This is a genomic window from Pseudomonadota bacterium (assembly GCA_027624955.1).
Lineage (GTDB): Bacteria > Pseudomonadota > Alphaproteobacteria > UBA828 > UBA828 > PTKB01.
On the sequence record JAQBTG010000029.1, the window covers coordinates 15,551 to 33,358 of the forward strand.

Here is a 17,808-nt window from a genome sequence, read left to right on the forward strand (position 1 = left end):
TGCACAATGCCGAACATGGCTGCAAGCATTGCATGGAGCATTGCGTCACGCCGCGCACGAAGCTTGGGCCAATTTCTCGGCGCGACGCCACTCAATGGAAATTGCGGGACGCGATGGTGACCTTCGCGGTGGGGCCCGGCGGCTCAGTCTCCCGGCCCAAATCCACTAATCCATCGAGATGCTGGGAATAATCCTCCAAATGTCTGGCGATGATGTGAATGACCAGCCCTTCGCGCTGTAGACGGCCCGTGCAAATCAGCAGCCGCGCACCCACTGCTGTGCGACGGAAGCGCTCAAAAACATCTGCCCAGATGATCAAATTAGCGATGCCGGTCTCGTCTTCCAGAGTCATGAAGATCACACCCTTAGCGGTGCCCGGGCGCTGACGCGATAGCACCAGCCCGGCAACCGTGACCTGGCGCTCGGGCTTCAGGCTGGCAAGCCGGGTGCACGGCGCGACGCCACGCGCTTCCAATTCCGGGCGCAATAAGTGCAAGGGATGGCAGCGTAGCGACATGCGCAGCGTGGCGTAATCCTCCACCACCTGTTCGCCCATGCTCATGGCTGGCAACCGGATGATGGATTCGCGCCTTTCCGGATGCACGCTCTCGCCATCTTCGTCCAGCGCGGCAAAGAGCGGCAGCGGCGTATCGTCAAGGGCGCGAATGTCCCAAGCGGCCTGGCGCCGCGAAAGGCCCATGGAGCGGTAAGCGTCAGCGCGAGCGAGCCTTTCTAGAACCGCTTTGGAGAGGCCCGCGCGGCGGCGCAATTCAGCGATACTTCGGTAGCCACCGTCGCGCGCTGCAACGATGCAGGCTGCGGCCGTCTCGGGAAAGCCCTTGATCTCGCGAAAGCCGAGGCGCAGGGCGCGGCCCTTGTGGCTCTTGGATGCCGGCTCCAGAGTGCAATCCCATGTGCTTGCATTGACATCGACATCCCGCACCTCGACGCCATGCGCGCGCGCGTCACGCACCAATTGTGCCGGGGCGTAGAAGCCCATCGGCTGGCTATTGAGGATGGGGGCGGCGAAGACCGCCGGATAATGGCATTTCAACCAAGCCGAGACATAGACCAGGAGAGCGAAGGAGGCGGCGTGCGATTCTGGGAAGCCATAATCTCCGAAGCCCTCAATTTGGCTGAAGCAACGCTTGGAAAATTCTTCTTCATAGCCTCGCGCCACCATGCCGTTGATCATCTTGTCGCGGAAGGTATGCACCAAGCCGGTGCGGCGGAAGGTCGCCATGGCGCGGCGCAGCTTGTCCGCCTCCTCCGGCGTAAAGCCGGCAGCGACAATGGCGATCTTCATGGCCTGTTCTTGAAAGAGCGGCACGCCGAGCGTCTTGCCGAGGACCTGCTCCAGCTCGATCGAAGGAAAGATCGCCTGTTCCTCACCGCTTCTGCGGCGCAAATAAGGATGCACCATGTCACCCTGGATCGGTCCTGGGCGCACGATGGCGACCTCAATGACGAGGTCGTAAAAGACGCGTGGCTTGAGGCGCGGCAGCATGGACATCTGAGCCCGGCTCTCAACCTGAAAAACGCCGACGGTATCGGCCTTGCACAGCATGTCGTAGACCGCTGGATCCTCGGCCGGCACCTCGGCAAGGTCGAGCGCAAGATCATGTTCCCGCGCCAGCAGATCGAGGCCCTTGCGGATGCAGCTCAACATACCAAGGCCGAGCACATCTATTTTGAGAATGCCGAGCGCATCGAGATCGTCTTTATCCCATTCGATATTGGTGCGCTCCGCCATGGCCGCATTCATCACCGGTACGATTTCCGACAGCGGTCCACGGGTGATGACGAAGCCGCCGACATGCTGCGATAAATGGCGCGGGAAGCCGATCAGCTCGCGGGTCAGATGCAAGGCGAGAGCAAGGCGATGGTCCGCCGGGTCGAGGCCAGCCTCGCGCACCTGGGCTTCCGTATTGTCGTCCTTTGTGTTGCTGGCCCGCCCCCAACGCCACAGCGCGCTGGAGAGCGCGCCTACAACATCACCCGAAAGGCCGAGCGCCTTACCGACTTCACGTATGGCGCTGCGCCCGCGATAACTAATCACCGTCGCCGCGATGCCGGCGCGCGCGCGGCCATATTTTTTGTAGATATATTGAATCACCTCTTCGCGCCGTTCATGCTCGAAATCGACATCGATATCTGGCGGCTCATCACGCGCGGCGCTGACGAAGCGCTCGAACAGCAAATCCATGCGGTTGGGATCGACCGCCGTGATGTTAAGGCAATAACACACCGCGGAATTGGCCGCCGAACCGCGTCCCTGGCAGAGAATGCCGCGCGCGCGCGCGAAACGGACGATATCGTGAACGGTAAGAAAATAGGGTGCGTAGCCGAGCGAGCCGATCAACGTCAGTTCATGGGTGATCTGCGCCCGCACCTTGGCCGGCACGCCATCCGGCCAACGCGCCGCGGCGCCAAGCCATGAGAGATGTGCCAATTCCTCCTGCGCCGTGCGCCCGTCGGGCACCGGCTCGGCCGGATATTCATAGCGCAGTTCGTCCAGATTAAAGCGACAGGCGTCGGCGATCTCTACACTGCGTGCGATGGCGTGTGTATGGCGCGAAAATAGACGCGCCATCTCGGCACCGCCTTTCAGATGGCGCTCGGCATTGGCGTGCAGGCGCCAGCCCGCATTGTCGATGCTGCAATGCGCCCGGATGCAGGTGAGCACATCCTGCAGCGCGCGGCGGGAAGGCGTATGCGCATAGACATCGTTGGTGGCGACGAGCGGCGTACCGCAGCGCCCGGCAATGGCCTCAAGACGCAGCAGACGGCGCGCATCATCGCCCCGGTAGAGATGGTGCGCGGCAAGATAACAGGTGGCAGATGCTGCACCGGCGGCGGCGGCAAATTCTTCAAGCATGGCAGCAAAGGCCGCTTCCGCCTGAGCTTCATCAGCCCCCGTCATATGCGCCGCCTCGTTCGCCACAGGCGGCGGCAGAGCGATCAAAATTTGCCCGCGCGCATGGTGTAAGACATCCTCCTGAGTGATCCAGCATTGGCCTTTCGGAGCGCGCCGCTTGCCGAGAGTAAGAAGGCCGGAAAGACGGCCATAAGCGGCGCGGTCGGTGGGGAGGCAGAGGAAACTCGCCCCTGAATGCTCGTCCTCCATCGTCAGCTCCGCCGTGAGGTCGAGGCGCGCACCCGGAATGAGGCGGACGCCATTCTCCCGCACAGCATCCTTTTCCCGCGTGGTGGCGATCTCGCGCGCAGCCACATGCGCGCGCACCACGCCGGCCAGCGTGTTGCGGTCGGTCAGCGCGATGGCCGTATGGCCGAGTTCCGCCGCTCGAGCGACAAGCTCCGAAGGGTGCGAAGCGCCACGTAAAAAACTGTAATTACTCGTCACCTGCAATTCGGCATAAGCACTCATACGCGTCACCCGAACAGGCCATGCAGCCACCAGCCAGGAGCCATACCGGCGCGGTAGGGAGCGTCGCGGTAGAGCCAGAAGCGCCGCCCCTGGTCATCCTCGACGCGGTAATAATCGCGAATTGAATCCGCCTCGCCGCCGAGTGGCGCAGCGCCTTCCGCGTGCCACCATTCGGAGGCGATACGCTCCGGCCCCTCGGCCTTGACCACATGGTGAACCATGCGCCGCCAGCGGAATATCACCGGCGGCGCGTCGGGCAGCATGGCCACCGCCTCAACCGCCTCGGGCCGCGGCAGGAGACAGAGCGGACGCTGCCGGCCGGCCGGCCAATGCGACGCTTGCGCGAGCAGCTCATGCGATGTGGACGGTTTGGCCCGCTGCTCCAGCGTGGGCGCCGCCGCGACGCCGGACACCACCGCGCGCTCAGGCATATGGCTAGGGAAAAGCGCCAGGCGGCGTACATTGTCCAGCCCTAACCGCCCGCCCAGGCGGTCGATCAGGCGTGCCACTTCGTTATCGCCGTCTTCCTGCGCGAAGAGACTCTGCGCTTCGGCGCCAGTCACGGGAGAAGGCGTGGCGGGAGAAGGCGTGGCGGGAAATTGCGGGTCGAGCGCGAGCTGAGCCGGGGCAAGCGCTTGGCACAGGCTTGCCGCAAGGGCCATGCTGTCAAAACCAAAGCCGGCATCCAGCGCATCCAGCGGCTCGGCCAGCAGACGTATCAGATGAGACGGCTCGCGCACCGGGGCGCTGGTAGCGACCTCGATGCGCTCCACCTTGCCGTCGCCGCGATAGAGGGCGAGCTCCAGCCGCCGCGCGCCCAACGCGTCCGCTTCCAATACATCCGCCAATTCATCCAGCAGGCGGCGCACTGTGGCGGCGATGGCCTCGCGGCTGGAGATCGGCTCGGCGAAATCCTGCCGTACGCGGTGCGGCACGACCGGGCGGCGTGGCGACAGCGGCTCGTCCTCGCGCCCCAACGCCTGATCCAACCGGTGCATCACGCCCTCACCGGAGCGCCGCGCCAGGGCACCGCGCGGAATGCCGTACAGGTCACCAATAGCGCGGAAGCCGAGACGCTCCAGACCCTCCACTTCAGCCTGGGCAAGCCTGAGGCTTTTGAGCGGCAACTTGGCCAGAGCGGCACGCGTTCTACCCGGCGCAACCACACACATATGCTTTGCAAGCTCCTCCTGCTTCGCCTCTCCAAGGCGCTCATCTTTTTGGCGCGCACTGATGTGGCGCATGGCGCCATGGTGCGTATTTGATTGACGCGCACCGACATGGCGCATGGCGCCATGGTGCATATCTGAGTGACGCGCACCGACATGGCGCATGGCGCCATGGTGCGCGATGGCCCAGGCCGCGCCGGGGGTATCAGCCAACGCCGCGCGCGCGGCGAAGCCGAAACGCGCCAGACGGCGCGCCACATCGTTCAACAAGGCTACCTCGCCGCCGAACAGATGGGCGCAGCCGGTGATGTCGAGCCACAAACCGTGACTGGCACCGAGCACGGCATCCGGGCCGGCCGCATCCAATGCCACCCACGGTGTCCAGCGGCCGCACCAATCACCCAGCGCCGCGAGCGCTTCCATATCCGCGCCGCCCTCGGCCGGCACGGCGCGCAAATCCGGCAGGCGCGCCCGGGCGTCAGTCAGGGGCAAGCCCGGAACGATGCCCGCCGCCGCTTCCGCCGCCCGGTTCGCCGCCGCCACACGCATGACCGAGCCGCCGCCATCGCGCGCACCCAGCGGGCCGCGCGCGGCGCCAAAACTGCCGCCCCCAAGACCGCCGTCACAAACCGTGACCAGCGGCTCAGATCGCCAGGCTGGTTGCCGCCTGCTCAACCGATCGGTCGCAAAGCGGGGCAGCCACAGTAAAATTACCCGTCTCATGATGCCATTCCACAAGCCATTCCCGGGATGCGGCAGCGCGGCAGCGGCGTAACTCGGCATGCCAACGCAACCGTCCCGGACCAAGCCAACGCTGCGCTGCCGGTACCGTCTCCAGGCCCGGAACCGGGCCGCTCGGCGCCGCGCGCACGTGCCACCGGGAAAGTGCCGCGCTCGGCTCCTCGGCATTCCCTGGCGTGGTATTAGAGTGCCCGCCCTCCGGCGGGGCGTTACTAAGTTGCCCGCCTTCCGGCGGGACTCGGCGCAACAGAAAACACCCGACACCGCTTTTCTCCGCCGCGAGTTGCAGGCGCCGGCTGGCGGTTAGCCCGACCGCCGCATCTTCTACCTCACCCACCACAGCCAAAAGGCGCGGGCAAGAAAGCCCCTCGCGCATGGCCCAGAGCACGTCTCGGCCTTGCTTCGCGCCGAGCAAAATCAGGCGCGACGGATCGAGGCCGAACGCCGCAAGACCCGGCGCATAAATATCGCCGCTCTCATATGATGCGCCGCGGCGCCGGCACCACAGCACCACGCCCGGCGCGCGAGCGGCAAGACGGGCCAATAAGGCGCTGACAAAGCCGAGCGCCGCAGCATCGCGTGGCGGGCCCGAAATTTCATGCAGCGCACCCGGCGCCAAGCCGCGCCAGGGCAAAGCATCGTCGATCTCCGGCGCGCCGAACGGCAGCGCGCCCAAACCGGCGCGCTGTCCCGCTACCTGCTCGCAACCCGCCCGCTCCAGGGCATCAATGCGACGGCGCAATTCCGCCACCCTGACGGAAGCTTGCGGCGCAGCAGACCCGGAAACGGCGCTGGAGGGAACGGCGCGAAGCATAAAAGACAGCCTTTTCTTGGCCGGACGAAGCCGGTGGGCACAGAGTTTTACTTATTCACTTGTGTTCTCTTTTTGTTCTATCAGAACGGAACGCCCTGTCAAGAATGCAGAACCGGATCGGGTTGCAAAACCTCCATCAGGAACGCCTACGTTCTATGCCATCCGCACGGTGTCAGCGTCATGCGCGACGCATGGTGCTAAGGCACGGATGTCGGCATGCATTTGCAGGAATTGGCGGAACGCGTTCTCGAGGAAATAGAGGAAATCCGCGCGGCAAAAAAATTCTATGCCCTACCCGACGCAGCGCCACCGGAAAAACAGCGCGGGACTGAAAGTCCGAAATAGGAAATGCAATGCGTAGCCGGCCGGCGACGGCGCTTTACTCTTTGACGCGCGGTAGATCGATAACCCGGGCCGTATCTTTTTTTACATCGAATCTAAAGCCCTTACGGACCCCGACATTACGCAGGATGACTTCGATAGCGGTGACGTCAAAAGGATCGAGATTTAGCGCTTCAGAATATTTGGTGTTGAGGCTGTGCAGCATTTCCAACTCGTTTGGCAGAAGTTCGTCCTCGATCTCCGCCGCGCGACCCAGCATCGCCTTGAACTCGGCATAGGCTGCTAGCTTGACCATATCTATTACTCCTACGCTGCGGTATAGCCGCCGTCGATGGCAAGCTCGCTACCGGTGACGAAACTGCTCTCGTCGGAAGCCAGGTAAAGCACGCCGGCGGCAATTTCCTCGGGCTCGCCGATGCGCCCTATGGGGTGCAATTTTCCAAGCTCCGCAAGACCGGTCGAAATATCGCCATAATCGCGCCGGCACGTATCCTCGACCATCGCCGTACGAATATAGCCGGGGTGAATGGAATTGACGCGGATGCCGCTGCCGTTGCGTCCGCATTCGAGCGCCACAGCTTTGGTAAACAACCGCACCGCGCCCTTCGACGCGCAATAGGCGGAAAGCTTCTCCTGCCCGGTCAGGCCGAGAATCGAGGAAATGTTAACGATCGAGCCGCCGCCAGTGCGGCGCATTGCCGCCACGGCGTGCTTGGTGCCGAGAAAGACACCGTCGATATTAACCGCCATCACGGCGCGCCAATCAGCGAAAGACATTTCGTCGACGCTTTCAATAATGGCTATACCAGCATTGTTGACGAGAATATCGAGGCGGCCGAATTCGGTTTCAATAGCGCCGATGGCGGCCTGCCAGGAAGCCTCTTCGGTCACATCGAGATTGACAAACAACGCGTCGCCGCCCGCGTCCTGAATCCCGGCGACAACGGCGCCACCGCGTTCTTCGTCGACATCAGCTACCGCGACACGCGCGCCTTCGGCCGACAGCCGTTCAGCGATCGATCGACCGATGCCCGTCGCGGCCCCGCTCACCAAGGCCATTTTTCCGGCCACTCGTCCTGCCAATTTATCGTCCTCCCACAATCATGTTAGGTTTCCGTCATGAAAATGCCCGTCGCCGATAGCTGGTTCGAAACACGTTCCTATGATGATGATATTACACTGATCTTCGAACCCCATGTCATACCAGATATCCGCTGCAATATGTGGCATGTGCGCGGCCGCGACCGAGATCTGCTGTTTGATTCAGGAATGGGTGTCGTCAGCCTAAAGTGCCACGTAGCCCTGGTGACGGAAAAGCCAATTCTCTGCGTCGCCAGCCACAGCCATTTTGATCATGTCGGTGGCCATTACGAATTCGACACCCGGCTCATACATGCGGCGGAAGCGGATACTCTAACCACTCCCGACCGGCGCAATACAGTGATCGAGGATTATGTCACAGCAGAAACTTTTACCGCGGCGCCGTTTGCTGGATTTGACGCCGACGCATACACCATCCGCGCCGCGCCGCCGACCCGCCTCGTGGCCGACGGCGATGTCCTCGATCTCGGCGACCGGTACTTCGAAGTGCTGCATCTTCCTGGCCATTCGCCGGGATGCATCGCCTTGTGGGAAACCGCAACAGGGACGCTTCTTTCGGGAGACGTGATCTATGACGGGCTGCTCTACGACACGCTCTATCATTCAGTGACGGAGGATTATGTTGCCAGCATGGAACGCCTCAGCGCATACAAAGTAGAGACTGTGCATGGCGGCCATTGGGAAAGCTTCGGGCGCCGGCGCTTCGGCGAATTGATTGATGAATATTTACAAGGGGCACGGAAACCCGGCTGCCCGACTGAATGATGGTGATGTTTTGAAGCTCATTACTGCGGCTTACGCCAACCCTACTCGCCAGAAGCAAGGGGCCAGAATATGATCTTGGAAATATTTCCCGGGCGATTCTTAGGAAGATGATTTGAAGATGTTAACCATGCGCCAGAAACTGTGACATGACTGAAATAAATATTCTTCTGAACGGCTTTAGAAAATTTCGCGAGCTGTATTACGGGAAGTCACCAAGCCTCTATCGCGACCTGATTCGTCACGGGCAGAAGCCGCGCTTCGCGGTGTTGGCATGTTCGGATTCAAGGGTCGACCCAGCGATCGTTCTTCAGACGAAACCGGGCGACATCTTCGCCGTGCGCAATGTTGCTGCGTTAGTACCACCGTACGAAGAAGATGGGCTCTACCACAGCACCAGTGCGGCGTTGGAATTTGCGGTCAGAGGACTGCATGTCGAGCATATAATCATAATCGGTCATGCCCATTGCGGCGGCGTCGCCTCCATGATTCGCAAGCAACAGGGTGGCGAAGAATTGGTCTATGACGGTGGAACATTCATCGGTGCGTGGACTGACTTGCTGCGCGGTGCTTATGAACGCGCCCTCACAAGCAACCCGGAATTGAAAGGCGATGCCCTGTTAAGCGCCGCGGAACGTCAGGCGGTGCGCCTCTCCCTCGACAATCTGTCAACATTTCCATTTATCCGAGAAGCGGTGGACGCCGGCGAATTAAGCCTGCAAGGCTGGTATCTCAACATCTTTGATGGCGCCTTGGAAATTTGGGATCCAGACAGCGAACGCTTCAACCAGGTCGACTAGGGCCACCGACCTCAGGGCAATACTTAACTCTCGTCCGACGGCTGACACCCGTCCGGGAAATTGCGCCGCTCAGAGGCGACTTAATCGCCGCGCACGCCACCTACCCGATCAAACCGAAGACCAAAAATGCCAGGCTGAGCACAAAGCCCAGTATCGGAATGATTAGCGGGTAATAAACGCTGTGTGCCGGTTTGCCGTCACGCAAGCGGATGCGGATGAGCGCGGCATTGACGATGGTAAAAATGGCGAGGGTAATTGACGCAGTGGCCTCGGCCAGCCCCGCCAAGCGGAACCACAGCGCCAGGATCAGTACCAAGCCGACCACCAGCGCGGTGGCGACAAGCGGTGTGCGGGTGAGCGGATTCACGCGCCCCAAAATGGCGGGAAGCAGCCCTTGATCGCTCAAACCGTAGAGCACCCGAGAAGCCATGATGACCTGCACCAGCGCGCCGTTCAAAATGGCGACGATGCCAATCAGGCCGAGAAATTGGCCCGAGCCACCGCTGCCACGCTCATAGACCAGTACCAGTGGCGCCTCGTGGGCGGCCAGTTCCTGCGCCGGTACGGTTAATATCGATACGATGCTGATGGTCATGTACAAGAGCGTGGTGACGACAAGAGTGACGATAATGGCGAGTGGCAAGATGCGTGATGCGTTGCGGGTTTCCTCCGCCACATTGACCATATCCTCGAAGCCGATGAAGGCGTAGAAGGCGAGTACTGCGCCGGCCAGGGTGGCGCTCCAGGCCACACCGCCCGCGCCAGGTAACATGTCGGGCAATGCAGCTGGGAGATGCACGAGATTGTCGCCGCCAACCCAGACTACGAGCGCCAGACCGCCGACCTCGACCACTGTCAATATTCCGGCCACGATGACCGATTGCGCAATGCCCCAGGCGGCGAGCAGCCCGATCAAAAGAACGATCACGGCGATGGCGGCGACGCGTGGTAGCGAGATAAATTCGTGCAAATAGCCGACGAACGCATTGGATATGGCGGCCGAGGACACGACGCCGGCAAACACCACCATCAGGCCTATAGCAGCGGAAAGCGTTTGAATGCCGGCGGCCTCCTGTACGTAATAGGCCTCGCCCGCGCTCTTCGGAAAGCGCGCCGAAAGCTCGGCGAAACTGAATGCCGTGAAGCCGGCGATGACCGCGGCAATTAGGAAGGAAAACGGAGAAGCCATGCCCGCCACGCCGGCAACCTCGCCGATCAGCGCATAGATCCCTGCTCCGATCGTGGTGCCCAGGCCGTAGAGCACCAACAAAGGAAGCGACAGGCTGCGCTTCAGGGTGACAGGGGATTGGCTATTTGCCACGATTCCGGAATTCTCATCTCTATCACTTTTCGTTTTACTCGGACGGCTCCGCTTCCGGCGGCTGGCAGCCGTCGACGCAGCAGCGACCGGGCTGGTCGTCTGTTTGCTCGCCCGTTACCTTTTCAGCAAGCAGGCCACGATCCAACAAGCCTTCGACCAGCGCGACCTTATCTTCCAACGGATAACTGCGGTAAATCTCCATACTTGTCGCCGCCGGCGAGCCACCGCCATGCAGGCTGATCAGCGAATACCAGCCCGCCGTGTCGGACGCAGTGATGTCGCCGAGAAAGCGCGCCACTTCGCGCCGACGTTCGGGTGGGATGTCATCCCTGCCCTGCCATAGTTCTTCCAGATGTGCCGCAGTCGCCGGGTTGTGGTCCTCGTCCGGCCCCGGCAGAGCGACGATCAGGCCGCCTGAAAGGTCATGGGCAATGCGCTGCATATCGTAAATTTGCGTCGACAAGAGCAGCTTGCCGACATTGGCAAAGATGCGCTCAGGCTCGGCGCAACCTGAAGCGTCAGGAACCCCATAGGTGGAACTGGCGACGCCACAGGCGAAGAAGCCCTCGACAATCTTAATCAACTCGACCATGCGCTCACGGAGATAGTTGTTGCCCCCTGCATCGAGCCCGTTGGCTTCGGCCATCATCGACGCCGCACCAATCAGGAGATCGCCGAAGCCGGCGCGCGCGCCAATGCAGCTATGGCGATGATGACAAGCATAAGCACGCGTTAGAAACTGTGCCTGTTGCCATTCGCCAGCCATAAACACGTTTTGCCAAGGCACGAATACGTCCTCAAACACGCAGACGCCGGTCGCTTGGCCGTAGCGCCCGCTAAAGATAGCGGTGTCTTCACCAGGCCGGCCGGCCGGCCGGGTGATCACGGTTAGACCGGCGGCATCGATGGGCACGGCGCAGCAGACGGCAAACTCGGCGTCTTCCTCAACCATATTGCGCCCAGGCATGACCAGCAGTTCGTGCATATAGGGAGCGCCAGTGACGATTGCTTTGGTGCCCGAGATGACGATGCCGTCGGCGCGGCGTTCACGGATATGCACATAAGCATTGCTGTTGGTTTGCTCGTGCGGACGTTTGGAACGGTCGCCCTTGGCATCGGTCATGGCGACGCCGAGAGTTAGATCTTCGGCTTGAACGCGGTGCAGATAGGCGCCAAAGCGCTGGTGCAGATCGCCCCCCATCTCCGCATCCATGAGGTGCGTCACTTGGTGAATGGCGTTGAGCGCATCCTGGCTGAGATAGCGTTGGGCGCAGCCCACCCGCTGGCATACCAGGCGCACTGCTTCGAGCTTATCCAAAAGATCGCGCGACGAGCGGTTGATGTGAAGAAAGCGGTTTACGGTGGCGCCGCTTGATTGCTCTTCCGCCACCATCAACGGCCGATGGCGGTCGAGCTTGGCGAAATCATAAGTAACGCCAACAGCCGCGACTCCCGGCGCGAGGCGTGGCTCATCGGCGACCGCATCAACCCGCGCGCCGTCGAGATAGACCGTCGGGCTATAGCGGCGCAAAGACTCCCGATATTCGTCGCCGCTCATCAACATTTAGGACCCCTCGCTACTCTGCCCGGGCGCCTCCGGGCAGATCGGTTTGTTAAGAAACTGCGTGATGCTCTCAGCACGCCGGCGCTCGCCAGACGGTATATATAAGCATTCGCCGGATGCGGCGCCATTGAATCCTGTGAGAAACAAGACAGGCTGGGCGTTCATCGGAAGCAGAAAGATGCGGTACGGAGTGGTCAGGACTTGCGGCACGAAGGCATCCGGCGCGGGCGCCAATTCGCGCACCCTGAAAAGCTGCGCCATGTCCGTTTGGCCTGCGGGATCGATGGCAAGATCATAGCCACCGGTTCTACGCGAGCCGAGAAATACAGCAATGGCCAAGTGGAGCGCCGCGTCAAAGGATTGCGGCGGCGGTTGGCCCAATTGGGCCCAAATTTGCGACCAGGAATTTGCGTCGCGAATTACTTGCGCTGAAAAATTTTGATATGGGGAAAAAGCGCCCGACCATTCCGATTGCTCGGGATTTCCACCCGAAACCGCAGCCCGCACCGGCAATAATAAAAGAACGCAAACTAGAACCGCAGCAACTTTCATAATTGCGGCCTGACAACGTCGAATTCGCGGGTAAACAATTCCGCCAAGCGCTCCGCCCAGGCCTCTGCCCCGGCGCTTCCGGCAATTAGGTCCTGGCGAATCTCGATAATGAGATGACGCAATTTGCGCGGCTCCAACACGTCCGCCACCGTATATCCTGGCGTCTCAAGTGCCGAATAGGGCTGGTTATCGCCCACGCACAAGGATTTGTCTCGCGCCAGCGCTGCGATCAAACGCTCCGCATTGGCCGCGTCTTGGCGCCATAGCACGCCAATATGCCAAGGCCTCGCTACTCCGGCAAATACCGGCGTGCAGCTATGCATAGCGATGACAAAGGGATCGTTCAGCATGGCCAACCGGCGCGACAGCTCGCGATGATAGGGGTGATAGGCGATATCGGCACGACGCGCCGCCTCCGCCGCCAGCACCGCGCGATTGGCTGGCACGACGACCCCGTCACTCTCCTCCGGGATCGAGTTGGGTGTGCCGAGCGCGCGATTACAATCAATAAAGAGGCGCGAATACCGGGTCAGAAGCGCCGGCGCGCCCAACAGCCAGGCGAGGCGCCGGGTAACCGCGGCGGCGCCGATGTCCCAAGCGATGTGTTGCTCAATCCGTTCCGGCGAAAGGCCGAGCCCATCCCAGCCAGCGGGCAATGCGTTGCTCGCATGATCGCACAGCAACAGAAGATTGGAATTGTGCGAACCTTCTATGGCTTCAAACGCAGTTTCTTGCGGCTTTGGCGCCGTTGCATCATGCATTTTCGACCCTCGTTGCGTTCGAATAAGAAGGATTGTCCACCACCCCAAGACTGGCAAGCAAAAGCGATAGGCGGTTTGAGAAATTCCGCCGCTTGAAGCGAAGCCCGGCCCCCTTTAACCTCTTGCTCAGAATATTCCAAAGGTGCCGCGCCTGGCATCTTCACACGGGTTAGGGAGAATAATAATGCCTCAAGGGTCGATTTCCTCCAGCGACGACGCGGTTGGCGTCGGCGTCGTCAATTATCAAGTTCCGGTGGTCGAGACCAAGGCGGAGGTGCTCGATAATTGCAAGCGTATCGCTGGCTTTGTCGAAGGCATGAAACGCGGCTATCCCGGCCTCGATCTGATTGTCTTTCCGGAATATTCGACGCAGGGCTTCCATCCGGTCAAATGGTCCGACCTGACCACCACGATCGGCGGTGACGAGGTACAGATATTCTCCGAGGCCTGCAAGAAGGCCGGCGTGTTTGGCATTTTTTCGCTGACCGGTGAGGAACATCCGGACGGCCTCAACCCCTACAACACGCTGATCATGATCAACGATCAGGGCGAAGTCTGCATGACCTACCGCAAGATTTTCCCGTGGTGCCCGCAAGAGCCGTGGACGGCCGGTCACGAGACCTCCGTGGCTGAGGGCCCCAAAGGTCTGATGATTGGCGGCACGATCTGTTATGACTGCAACATGCCCGAAATCGTGCGCGACACGGTTATGAAAGGCGCCGAACTTGTGGTGCGTATCCAGGGCTATATGTATCCCTCTAAGGAGCAGCAGCGCATGATCGCGCAGGTGCGAGCGTGGGAAAACTTAGCCTATGTCGCGGTCGCCAACATGGCCGGACGCGATCTGGTCTATTCCTATTTTGGCCACTCCAACATTGTCGACTTTGACGGCAGCGTGCTGGCCGAATGCGGCACCGGCCCCGACGAAGCGACCTACGCAACGCTTTCGCTCACGACAATCCGCGATGCGCGGCGCAACTGGACGGCCGAAAATCACCTCTACAACATCGTCCACCGAGGTTTCACGTCAGAGCCAGGCGGCCACGCCACCAACCCCTTCAGCTTTTACGATAAATGGGTGAACGACCCAGAGGGGCTGCGCGACGAGGTCGAGTATATGACGCGCGACCATGACAACCCGGACAAAGCGACAACGCCAAAACTAAAAGCGCCGCCCTCACGCGCAAAGTTGGCCAACTAAAACATAGGCAGGGGGAAATGAGACCGCCCGCGATCAAACCGCGGACGGCCCCTCTCCCCTTCTTGGACGGAGCGATGCAGGTGAGAGCGGCAGCGGATAACGAAATCATCGGTATCGACGCCACTTGTTCCTCCGTGAATGCCTATGACCTTGTCGTAACCGATATCATGGTGGCGGTAGGCGAAGTCGTCGAGGCGGAACAGATCTTGATGATTCTCGAATATTACAAAGTCGTCACGGAAGTAACGTCGCCTAGCCCGGGAATTGTTGTGGCAATTCATTGTCAATTGAGTGACGAAGTTCAGGTGGGCGAACGGCTCATCGACGTCCGTCCGAACTGATCGATTATCCGGCATGAATCGCCAAGGTCCAGACGCCCTGCAACGCGCCATCGACCGCATGTTGACAGAGGCCAATACGCGCATGGCCGTAGGCAAGAGCGAGGAAGCCTCGCGCTCCTACCACAAGGCGGCGCAATTTGCCGAACAGATGATCGAAATATTGGAAGATGCCGGCGCCCGCAGTTCCATGAGCCTGCGCGCGGTGGAATACAAGCAACGTGCCCGCGCGCTTACGTCCAATCGCGGCATGGATGCGGGACGGATCAGGCCGGTCGAAAACCACGAAGCGGACGAGGTCGCCTATTCCGACGAAGAGGCCGATGCACTCGAGCAGCAAATCTTGCTGCTCATCGACGACAGCCCAAATCATGTCGATTGGGAAACCATCGGCGGTCTGGACGCATTAAAGAAAGAGCTGAAGTTCCACTATGGCCTGGCCATGGCGAAGGTGCCGGAAGGGATTAAGGTCGAAGGCTGGAATAACATCATGTTTTACGGCCCCCCTGGCACCGGCAAGACGCTGCTTGCATGCGCCGTTGCCAACAAACTGAGCGCCACTTTCTTCAACGTCAAGGCGAGCCAGATCGTCAGCAAATGGGTCGGTGAATCGGGAAGATTGATCAGCACTCTTTATCGCGTCGCGCGTAAATTCACGCGAGACGGGCGACCATCAATCATCTTCATCGACGAGTTCGACGCGCTGTGCAGGAGCCGCGGCGGCGAAGGCCAACTCTATCACCAGCAGATGCTGGCCGCTATTCTCTCGGAAATCGACGGTTTCGCGCAAAAGGGAAAACGTGATTTGGTGATGACCATCGGCGCAACCAACCGCCCCTGGGATTTAGACTCCGCCGTGCTCTCACGCTTCGAACGTCGCATTCTCATCGACCTGCCGAACGCAGAAGCCCGCGCTGACATATTCCGCATTCATCTGGAGGGTAAGGGCATTCCGGTCGATCATCGCTCGCTCTCTTACGCGCGCCTCGCTGCCGACACCGGGCGCCTTACCGGACGTGAGATTGCACGTTTGTGCAAGGAGGTGACGGCGAGCATGCTCGGAGAAATGAACCCTGACATTCCAGCCCTGGTTGATGCCGGCCTGAAGCGCATTCAGGACTATGAAATCAAAGTGCGCGCCCTCAAGCAGGGAGATTTCACCACGCCGTTGGAACGCTTGGTGGCCGACACGAGTGAGGCTGACGAAATTCATTTTGCTGAATGGGGCAAGAGCTTAGGCAGGGACAAGCATTCCTGAATGCTCCGAATTTCCTTGCCGGCCGAGAACTTAATTCAGACATCACGCCCACCAAGGGCATGGGTAAAGCGGTAAGTGAATCCGCCGAGCGCCATTCCGACAAACGGCCCGACCACATAAATCCAGTAATGGCTGAAATCACCCATGGCGGCATAGGGGCCGAAGGCGCGGGCCGGGTTCATCGCGGCGCCGGCCACGGCGCCAAATAGCATGACCTCGATTCCGACCACGGCGCCCACGGCGACTCCGGCGAAGGGGCCGTGTGCCCGCTTGTCCAATCCAACGCCGGCAACAACCCACATCAGCAGGAAGGACAAAAACAACTCTATCAGGAGCGCCGTAACCGGAGATATTCCGAGTTCGATATTCGGCGAATTGGCGCCCATGCCGTTGTAGTCGCCGATGGCCCAGAGCAGACACATGCCGGCTACCAGCGAGCCGGCCATTTGAGCAATGACATAGCCAGCCAACAAGCGGCGATCCAAATGGCCGATCAGAACCGCGGTAAGCGAGAGCGCCGGATTTACATGGGCGCCTGAAATGTGGCCAAAAGCGTAGATCACGACGGTGATAACCAGGCCGGAGATGAGCCCAGAGCCAATCATACCGAGACCCCCGCCCACCAAGCCGTCGACTACCAGCGCGCCAGCCGCGAAGAAGACTAGGCTGAAGGTGCCGATGAACTCACAGCAGTATTTTCGCCAATCATCCCGCGTCATAGTCAGAAAATTTGCCGTGTTTTGTTGGACGAGCCAATTGCTGCGCAAGTGAGAATGATCTTACGCGACGCCATGAATAAGTCTCGTTTGCCTGTGGGTAAAAGTTTTCAAACGTGCCGAATCATAGCGTCAGCTCACCTTCAAGGAAACGCACACATTGCCCTGAAATGGTGACGCGCGCGCCGCGATCCTCGCAGACCATGACACCACCGCGCGCCGACAATTGCCGCACATTGAGGCGCTTCTTACCCAATCGCGCCGCCCAATAGGGAACAAGCTCGGTTTGCACATTGCCGGTAACTGGGTCCTCAGGCACGGCATTTTTGGGTGCGAAAAAGCGAAGTACGTAGTCGGTCCCAGCATCGCCGCCCGGTGCCGTCGCCACCACGCCGCGGCGGTCGAGCCGGTTAAAATGATCAAGATTGGGCGCAAGCGCGGCGACTTCGGCCGCACTTTCATAGACCGCGATGTAATCGTCCCCCGCTAACACTTCTGCTGGCGTCGCGCCAAGACCCGCCAGCAGATTTTCGGGAGCTGCATGCACCGCAGCCGGACGTGAGGGAAAATCCATCATAAGGCTATTGCCGTCACGCGATACGATAAGGGTGCCGCTTTTTGTCTCAAACGAGACCGCTGTAGCACTGGGCTCTATATCAGTGAGCACAACTTCGCCCGCAGCCAGTGTGGCATGCCCGCACAGACCGACCTCCACATTGGGTGTGAACCAGCGCAGCTCATATCCGCCCCCATCCGAAGCGACAAAAAATGCCGTTTCCGACAAATTGTTCTCCGCCGCAATCGCTTGCATCAGACCAACGTCCAGCCACTCCTTCAGCGGACAGACGGCTGCCGGGTTGCCGCTCAACACCTTGTCGGTAAACGTATCGATCTGAATCATTCGCAGTTTCAAAATCTGGCTCCTCTGGCTGGATCGTTCCGCCGATCATAGCGGCCGACAGCTATTCGGGATAGGCGCT

At 60.4% G+C, this 17,808-nt stretch carries 17 protein-coding genes; 6 read left to right on the forward strand and 11 right to left on the reverse strand.

Features of this window, described 5'->3' with window-relative positions; translation table 11 throughout:
• Positions 1-91: 91 nt before the first annotated feature.
• Genes O3A94_11955 through O3A94_11965 form a run of 3 tightly spaced genes read right to left on the reverse strand, consistent with a single transcriptional unit; the run spans position 92 to position 6,112 of the window.
• Entirely contained in the window at positions 92-3,388 is a 3,297-nt protein-coding gene (locus tag O3A94_11955; protein ID MDA1356966.1) for an error-prone DNA polymerase, read from the reverse strand.
• Between the two features lie 5 nt (positions 3,389-3,393).
• On the reverse strand, positions 3,394-5,280 hold the full coding sequence (locus tag O3A94_11960) for a DNA polymerase Y family protein (protein ID MDA1356967.1): 1,887 nt from the start codon (positions 5,278-5,280) through the stop codon (positions 3,394-3,396).
• Positions 5,201-6,112, reverse strand: a complete 912-nt coding sequence (locus O3A94_11965; protein ID MDA1356968.1) for a hypothetical protein — start codon at positions 6,110-6,112, stop codon at positions 5,201-5,203. Before O3A94_11965 ends, O3A94_11960 begins: the two co-directional genes overlap by 80 nt.
• Before the next feature lie 216 nt (positions 6,113-6,328).
• Here O3A94_11965 and O3A94_11970 point away from each other — a divergent pair, with 216 nt between their 5' ends.
• Positions 6,329-6,457, forward strand: coding sequence for a hypothetical protein (locus tag O3A94_11970; GenBank protein MDA1356969.1), 129 nt, complete (start codon positions 6,329-6,331; stop codon positions 6,455-6,457).
• A 34-nt stretch (positions 6,458-6,491) separates the two neighbouring features.
• Here the strand turns inward: O3A94_11970 and O3A94_11975 are convergent, their stop codons facing one another.
• Together O3A94_11975 and O3A94_11980 are read right to left on the reverse strand one after the other, a co-directional pair.
• Positions 6,492-6,749, reverse strand: coding sequence for a hypothetical protein (locus tag O3A94_11975; protein MDA1356970.1), 258 nt, complete (start codon positions 6,747-6,749; stop codon positions 6,492-6,494).
• An 11-nt stretch (positions 6,750-6,760) separates the two neighbouring features.
• Positions 6,761-7,537 carry a glucose 1-dehydrogenase gene (locus O3A94_11980; protein MDA1356971.1) on the reverse strand — a complete coding sequence of 259 codons (777 nt, stop codon included), beginning with the start codon at positions 7,535-7,537 and terminating at the stop codon, positions 6,761-6,763.
• A gap of 36 nt (positions 7,538-7,573) precedes the next feature.
• Between O3A94_11980 and O3A94_11985 the strand changes: the two genes are divergently transcribed.
• Positions 7,574-8,320 (forward strand): MBL fold metallo-hydrolase, encoded by a 747-nt coding sequence (locus tag O3A94_11985; protein MDA1356972.1) that lies wholly within the window; start codon positions 7,574-7,576, stop codon positions 8,318-8,320.
• Positions 8,321-8,466: 146 nt separating this feature from the next.
• Positions 8,467-9,117 (forward strand): carbonic anhydrase, encoded by a 651-nt coding sequence (locus tag O3A94_11990; protein MDA1356973.1) that lies wholly within the window; start codon positions 8,467-8,469, stop codon positions 9,115-9,117.
• 100 nt (positions 9,118-9,217) lie between these two features.
• Here O3A94_11990 and O3A94_11995 read toward each other — a convergent pair whose 3' ends face one another.
• From O3A94_11995 to O3A94_12010, 4 genes are read right to left on the reverse strand one after another with little or no spacing between them, the layout of a single operon-like run.
• Entirely contained in the window at positions 9,218-10,438 is a 1,221-nt protein-coding gene (locus O3A94_11995) for an amino acid permease (protein MDA1356974.1), read from the reverse strand.
• A 34-nt stretch (positions 10,439-10,472) separates the two neighbouring features.
• Positions 10,473-12,002 (reverse strand): 4-hydroxyphenylacetate 3-hydroxylase, encoded by a 1,530-nt coding sequence (locus O3A94_12000; GenBank protein ID MDA1356975.1) that lies wholly within the window; start codon positions 12,000-12,002, stop codon positions 10,473-10,475.
• On the reverse strand, positions 12,003-12,554 hold the full coding sequence (locus O3A94_12005) for a protease complex subunit PrcB family protein (protein ID MDA1356976.1): 552 nt from the start codon (positions 12,552-12,554) through the stop codon (positions 12,003-12,005).
• Entirely contained in the window at positions 12,551-13,315 is a 765-nt protein-coding gene (locus tag O3A94_12010; protein ID MDA1356977.1) for an N-formylglutamate amidohydrolase, read from the reverse strand. The genes O3A94_12005 and O3A94_12010 overlap by 4 nt, the downstream gene beginning before the upstream one ends.
• Positions 13,316-13,499: 184 nt before the next feature.
• Between O3A94_12010 and O3A94_12015 the strand changes: the two genes are divergently transcribed.
• The 3 genes from O3A94_12015 to O3A94_12025 all read left to right on the forward strand — a co-directional run bounded on the left by O3A94_12015 (position 13,500) and on the right by O3A94_12025 (position 16,112).
• A complete protein-coding gene (locus tag O3A94_12015; protein MDA1356978.1) occupies positions 13,500-14,516 on the forward strand; it encodes an aliphatic amidase in 1,017 nt (338 codons plus the stop codon).
• 80 nt (positions 14,517-14,596) lie between these two features.
• Positions 14,597-14,857, forward strand: coding sequence for a hypothetical protein (locus O3A94_12020; GenBank protein MDA1356979.1), 261 nt, complete (start codon positions 14,597-14,599; stop codon positions 14,855-14,857).
• Between the two features lie 13 nt (positions 14,858-14,870).
• Complete coding sequence (locus O3A94_12025) at positions 14,871-16,112, forward strand: ATP-binding protein (GenBank protein MDA1356980.1); 1,242 nt, start codon at positions 14,871-14,873, stop codon at positions 16,110-16,112.
• Positions 16,113-16,147: 35 nt separating this feature from the next.
• Here O3A94_12025 and O3A94_12030 read toward each other — a convergent pair whose 3' ends face one another.
• Positions 16,148-16,831, reverse strand: a complete 684-nt coding sequence (locus O3A94_12030; GenBank protein ID MDA1356981.1) for an aquaporin — start codon at positions 16,829-16,831, stop codon at positions 16,148-16,150.
• Between the two features lie 121 nt (positions 16,832-16,952).
• The gene (locus O3A94_12035; protein MDA1356982.1) at positions 16,953-17,741 is read right to left on the reverse strand and encodes a PhzF family phenazine biosynthesis protein; all 789 of its coding nucleotides are present in this window, start codon (positions 17,739-17,741) and stop codon (positions 16,953-16,955) included.
• Positions 17,742-17,808 lie beyond the last annotated feature (67 nt).

Coding starts and splice junctions, on each gene's coding strand:
- O3A94_11955 (MDA1356966.1), bottom strand. CDS start 3,388: ATGAGTGCTTATGCCGAATTGCAGGTGACGAGTAATTACAGTTTTTTA.
- O3A94_11960 (MDA1356967.1), bottom strand. CDS start 5,280: ATGAGACGGGTAATTTTACTGTGGCTGCCCCGCTTTGCGACCGATCGG.
- O3A94_11965 (MDA1356968.1), bottom strand. CDS start 6,112: ATGCTTCGCGCCGTTCCCTCCAGCGCCGTTTCCGGGTCTGCTGCGCCG.
- O3A94_11970 (MDA1356969.1), top strand. CDS start 6,329: ATGCATTTGCAGGAATTGGCGGAACGCGTTCTCGAGGAAATAGAGGAA.
- O3A94_11975 (MDA1356970.1), bottom strand. CDS start 6,749: ATGGTCAAGCTAGCAGCCTATGCCGAGTTCAAGGCGATGCTGGGTCGC.
- O3A94_11985 (MDA1356972.1), top strand. CDS start 7,574: ATGAAAATGCCCGTCGCCGATAGCTGGTTCGAAACACGTTCCTATGAT.
- O3A94_11990 (MDA1356973.1), top strand. CDS start 8,467: ATGACTGAAATAAATATTCTTCTGAACGGCTTTAGAAAATTTCGCGAG.
- O3A94_12000 (MDA1356975.1), bottom strand. CDS start 12,002: ATGTTGATGAGCGGCGACGAATATCGGGAGTCTTTGCGCCGCTATAGC.
- O3A94_12005 (MDA1356976.1), bottom strand. CDS start 12,554: ATGAAAGTTGCTGCGGTTCTAGTTTGCGTTCTTTTATTATTGCCGGTG.
- O3A94_12010 (MDA1356977.1), bottom strand. CDS start 13,315: ATGCATGATGCAACGGCGCCAAAGCCGCAAGAAACTGCGTTTGAAGCC.
- O3A94_12015 (MDA1356978.1), top strand. CDS start 13,500: ATGCCTCAAGGGTCGATTTCCTCCAGCGACGACGCGGTTGGCGTCGGC.
- O3A94_12025 (MDA1356980.1), top strand. CDS start 14,871: ATGAATCGCCAAGGTCCAGACGCCCTGCAACGCGCCATCGACCGCATG.
- O3A94_12030 (MDA1356981.1), bottom strand. CDS start 16,831: ATGACGCGGGATGATTGGCGAAAATACTGCTGTGAGTTCATCGGCACC.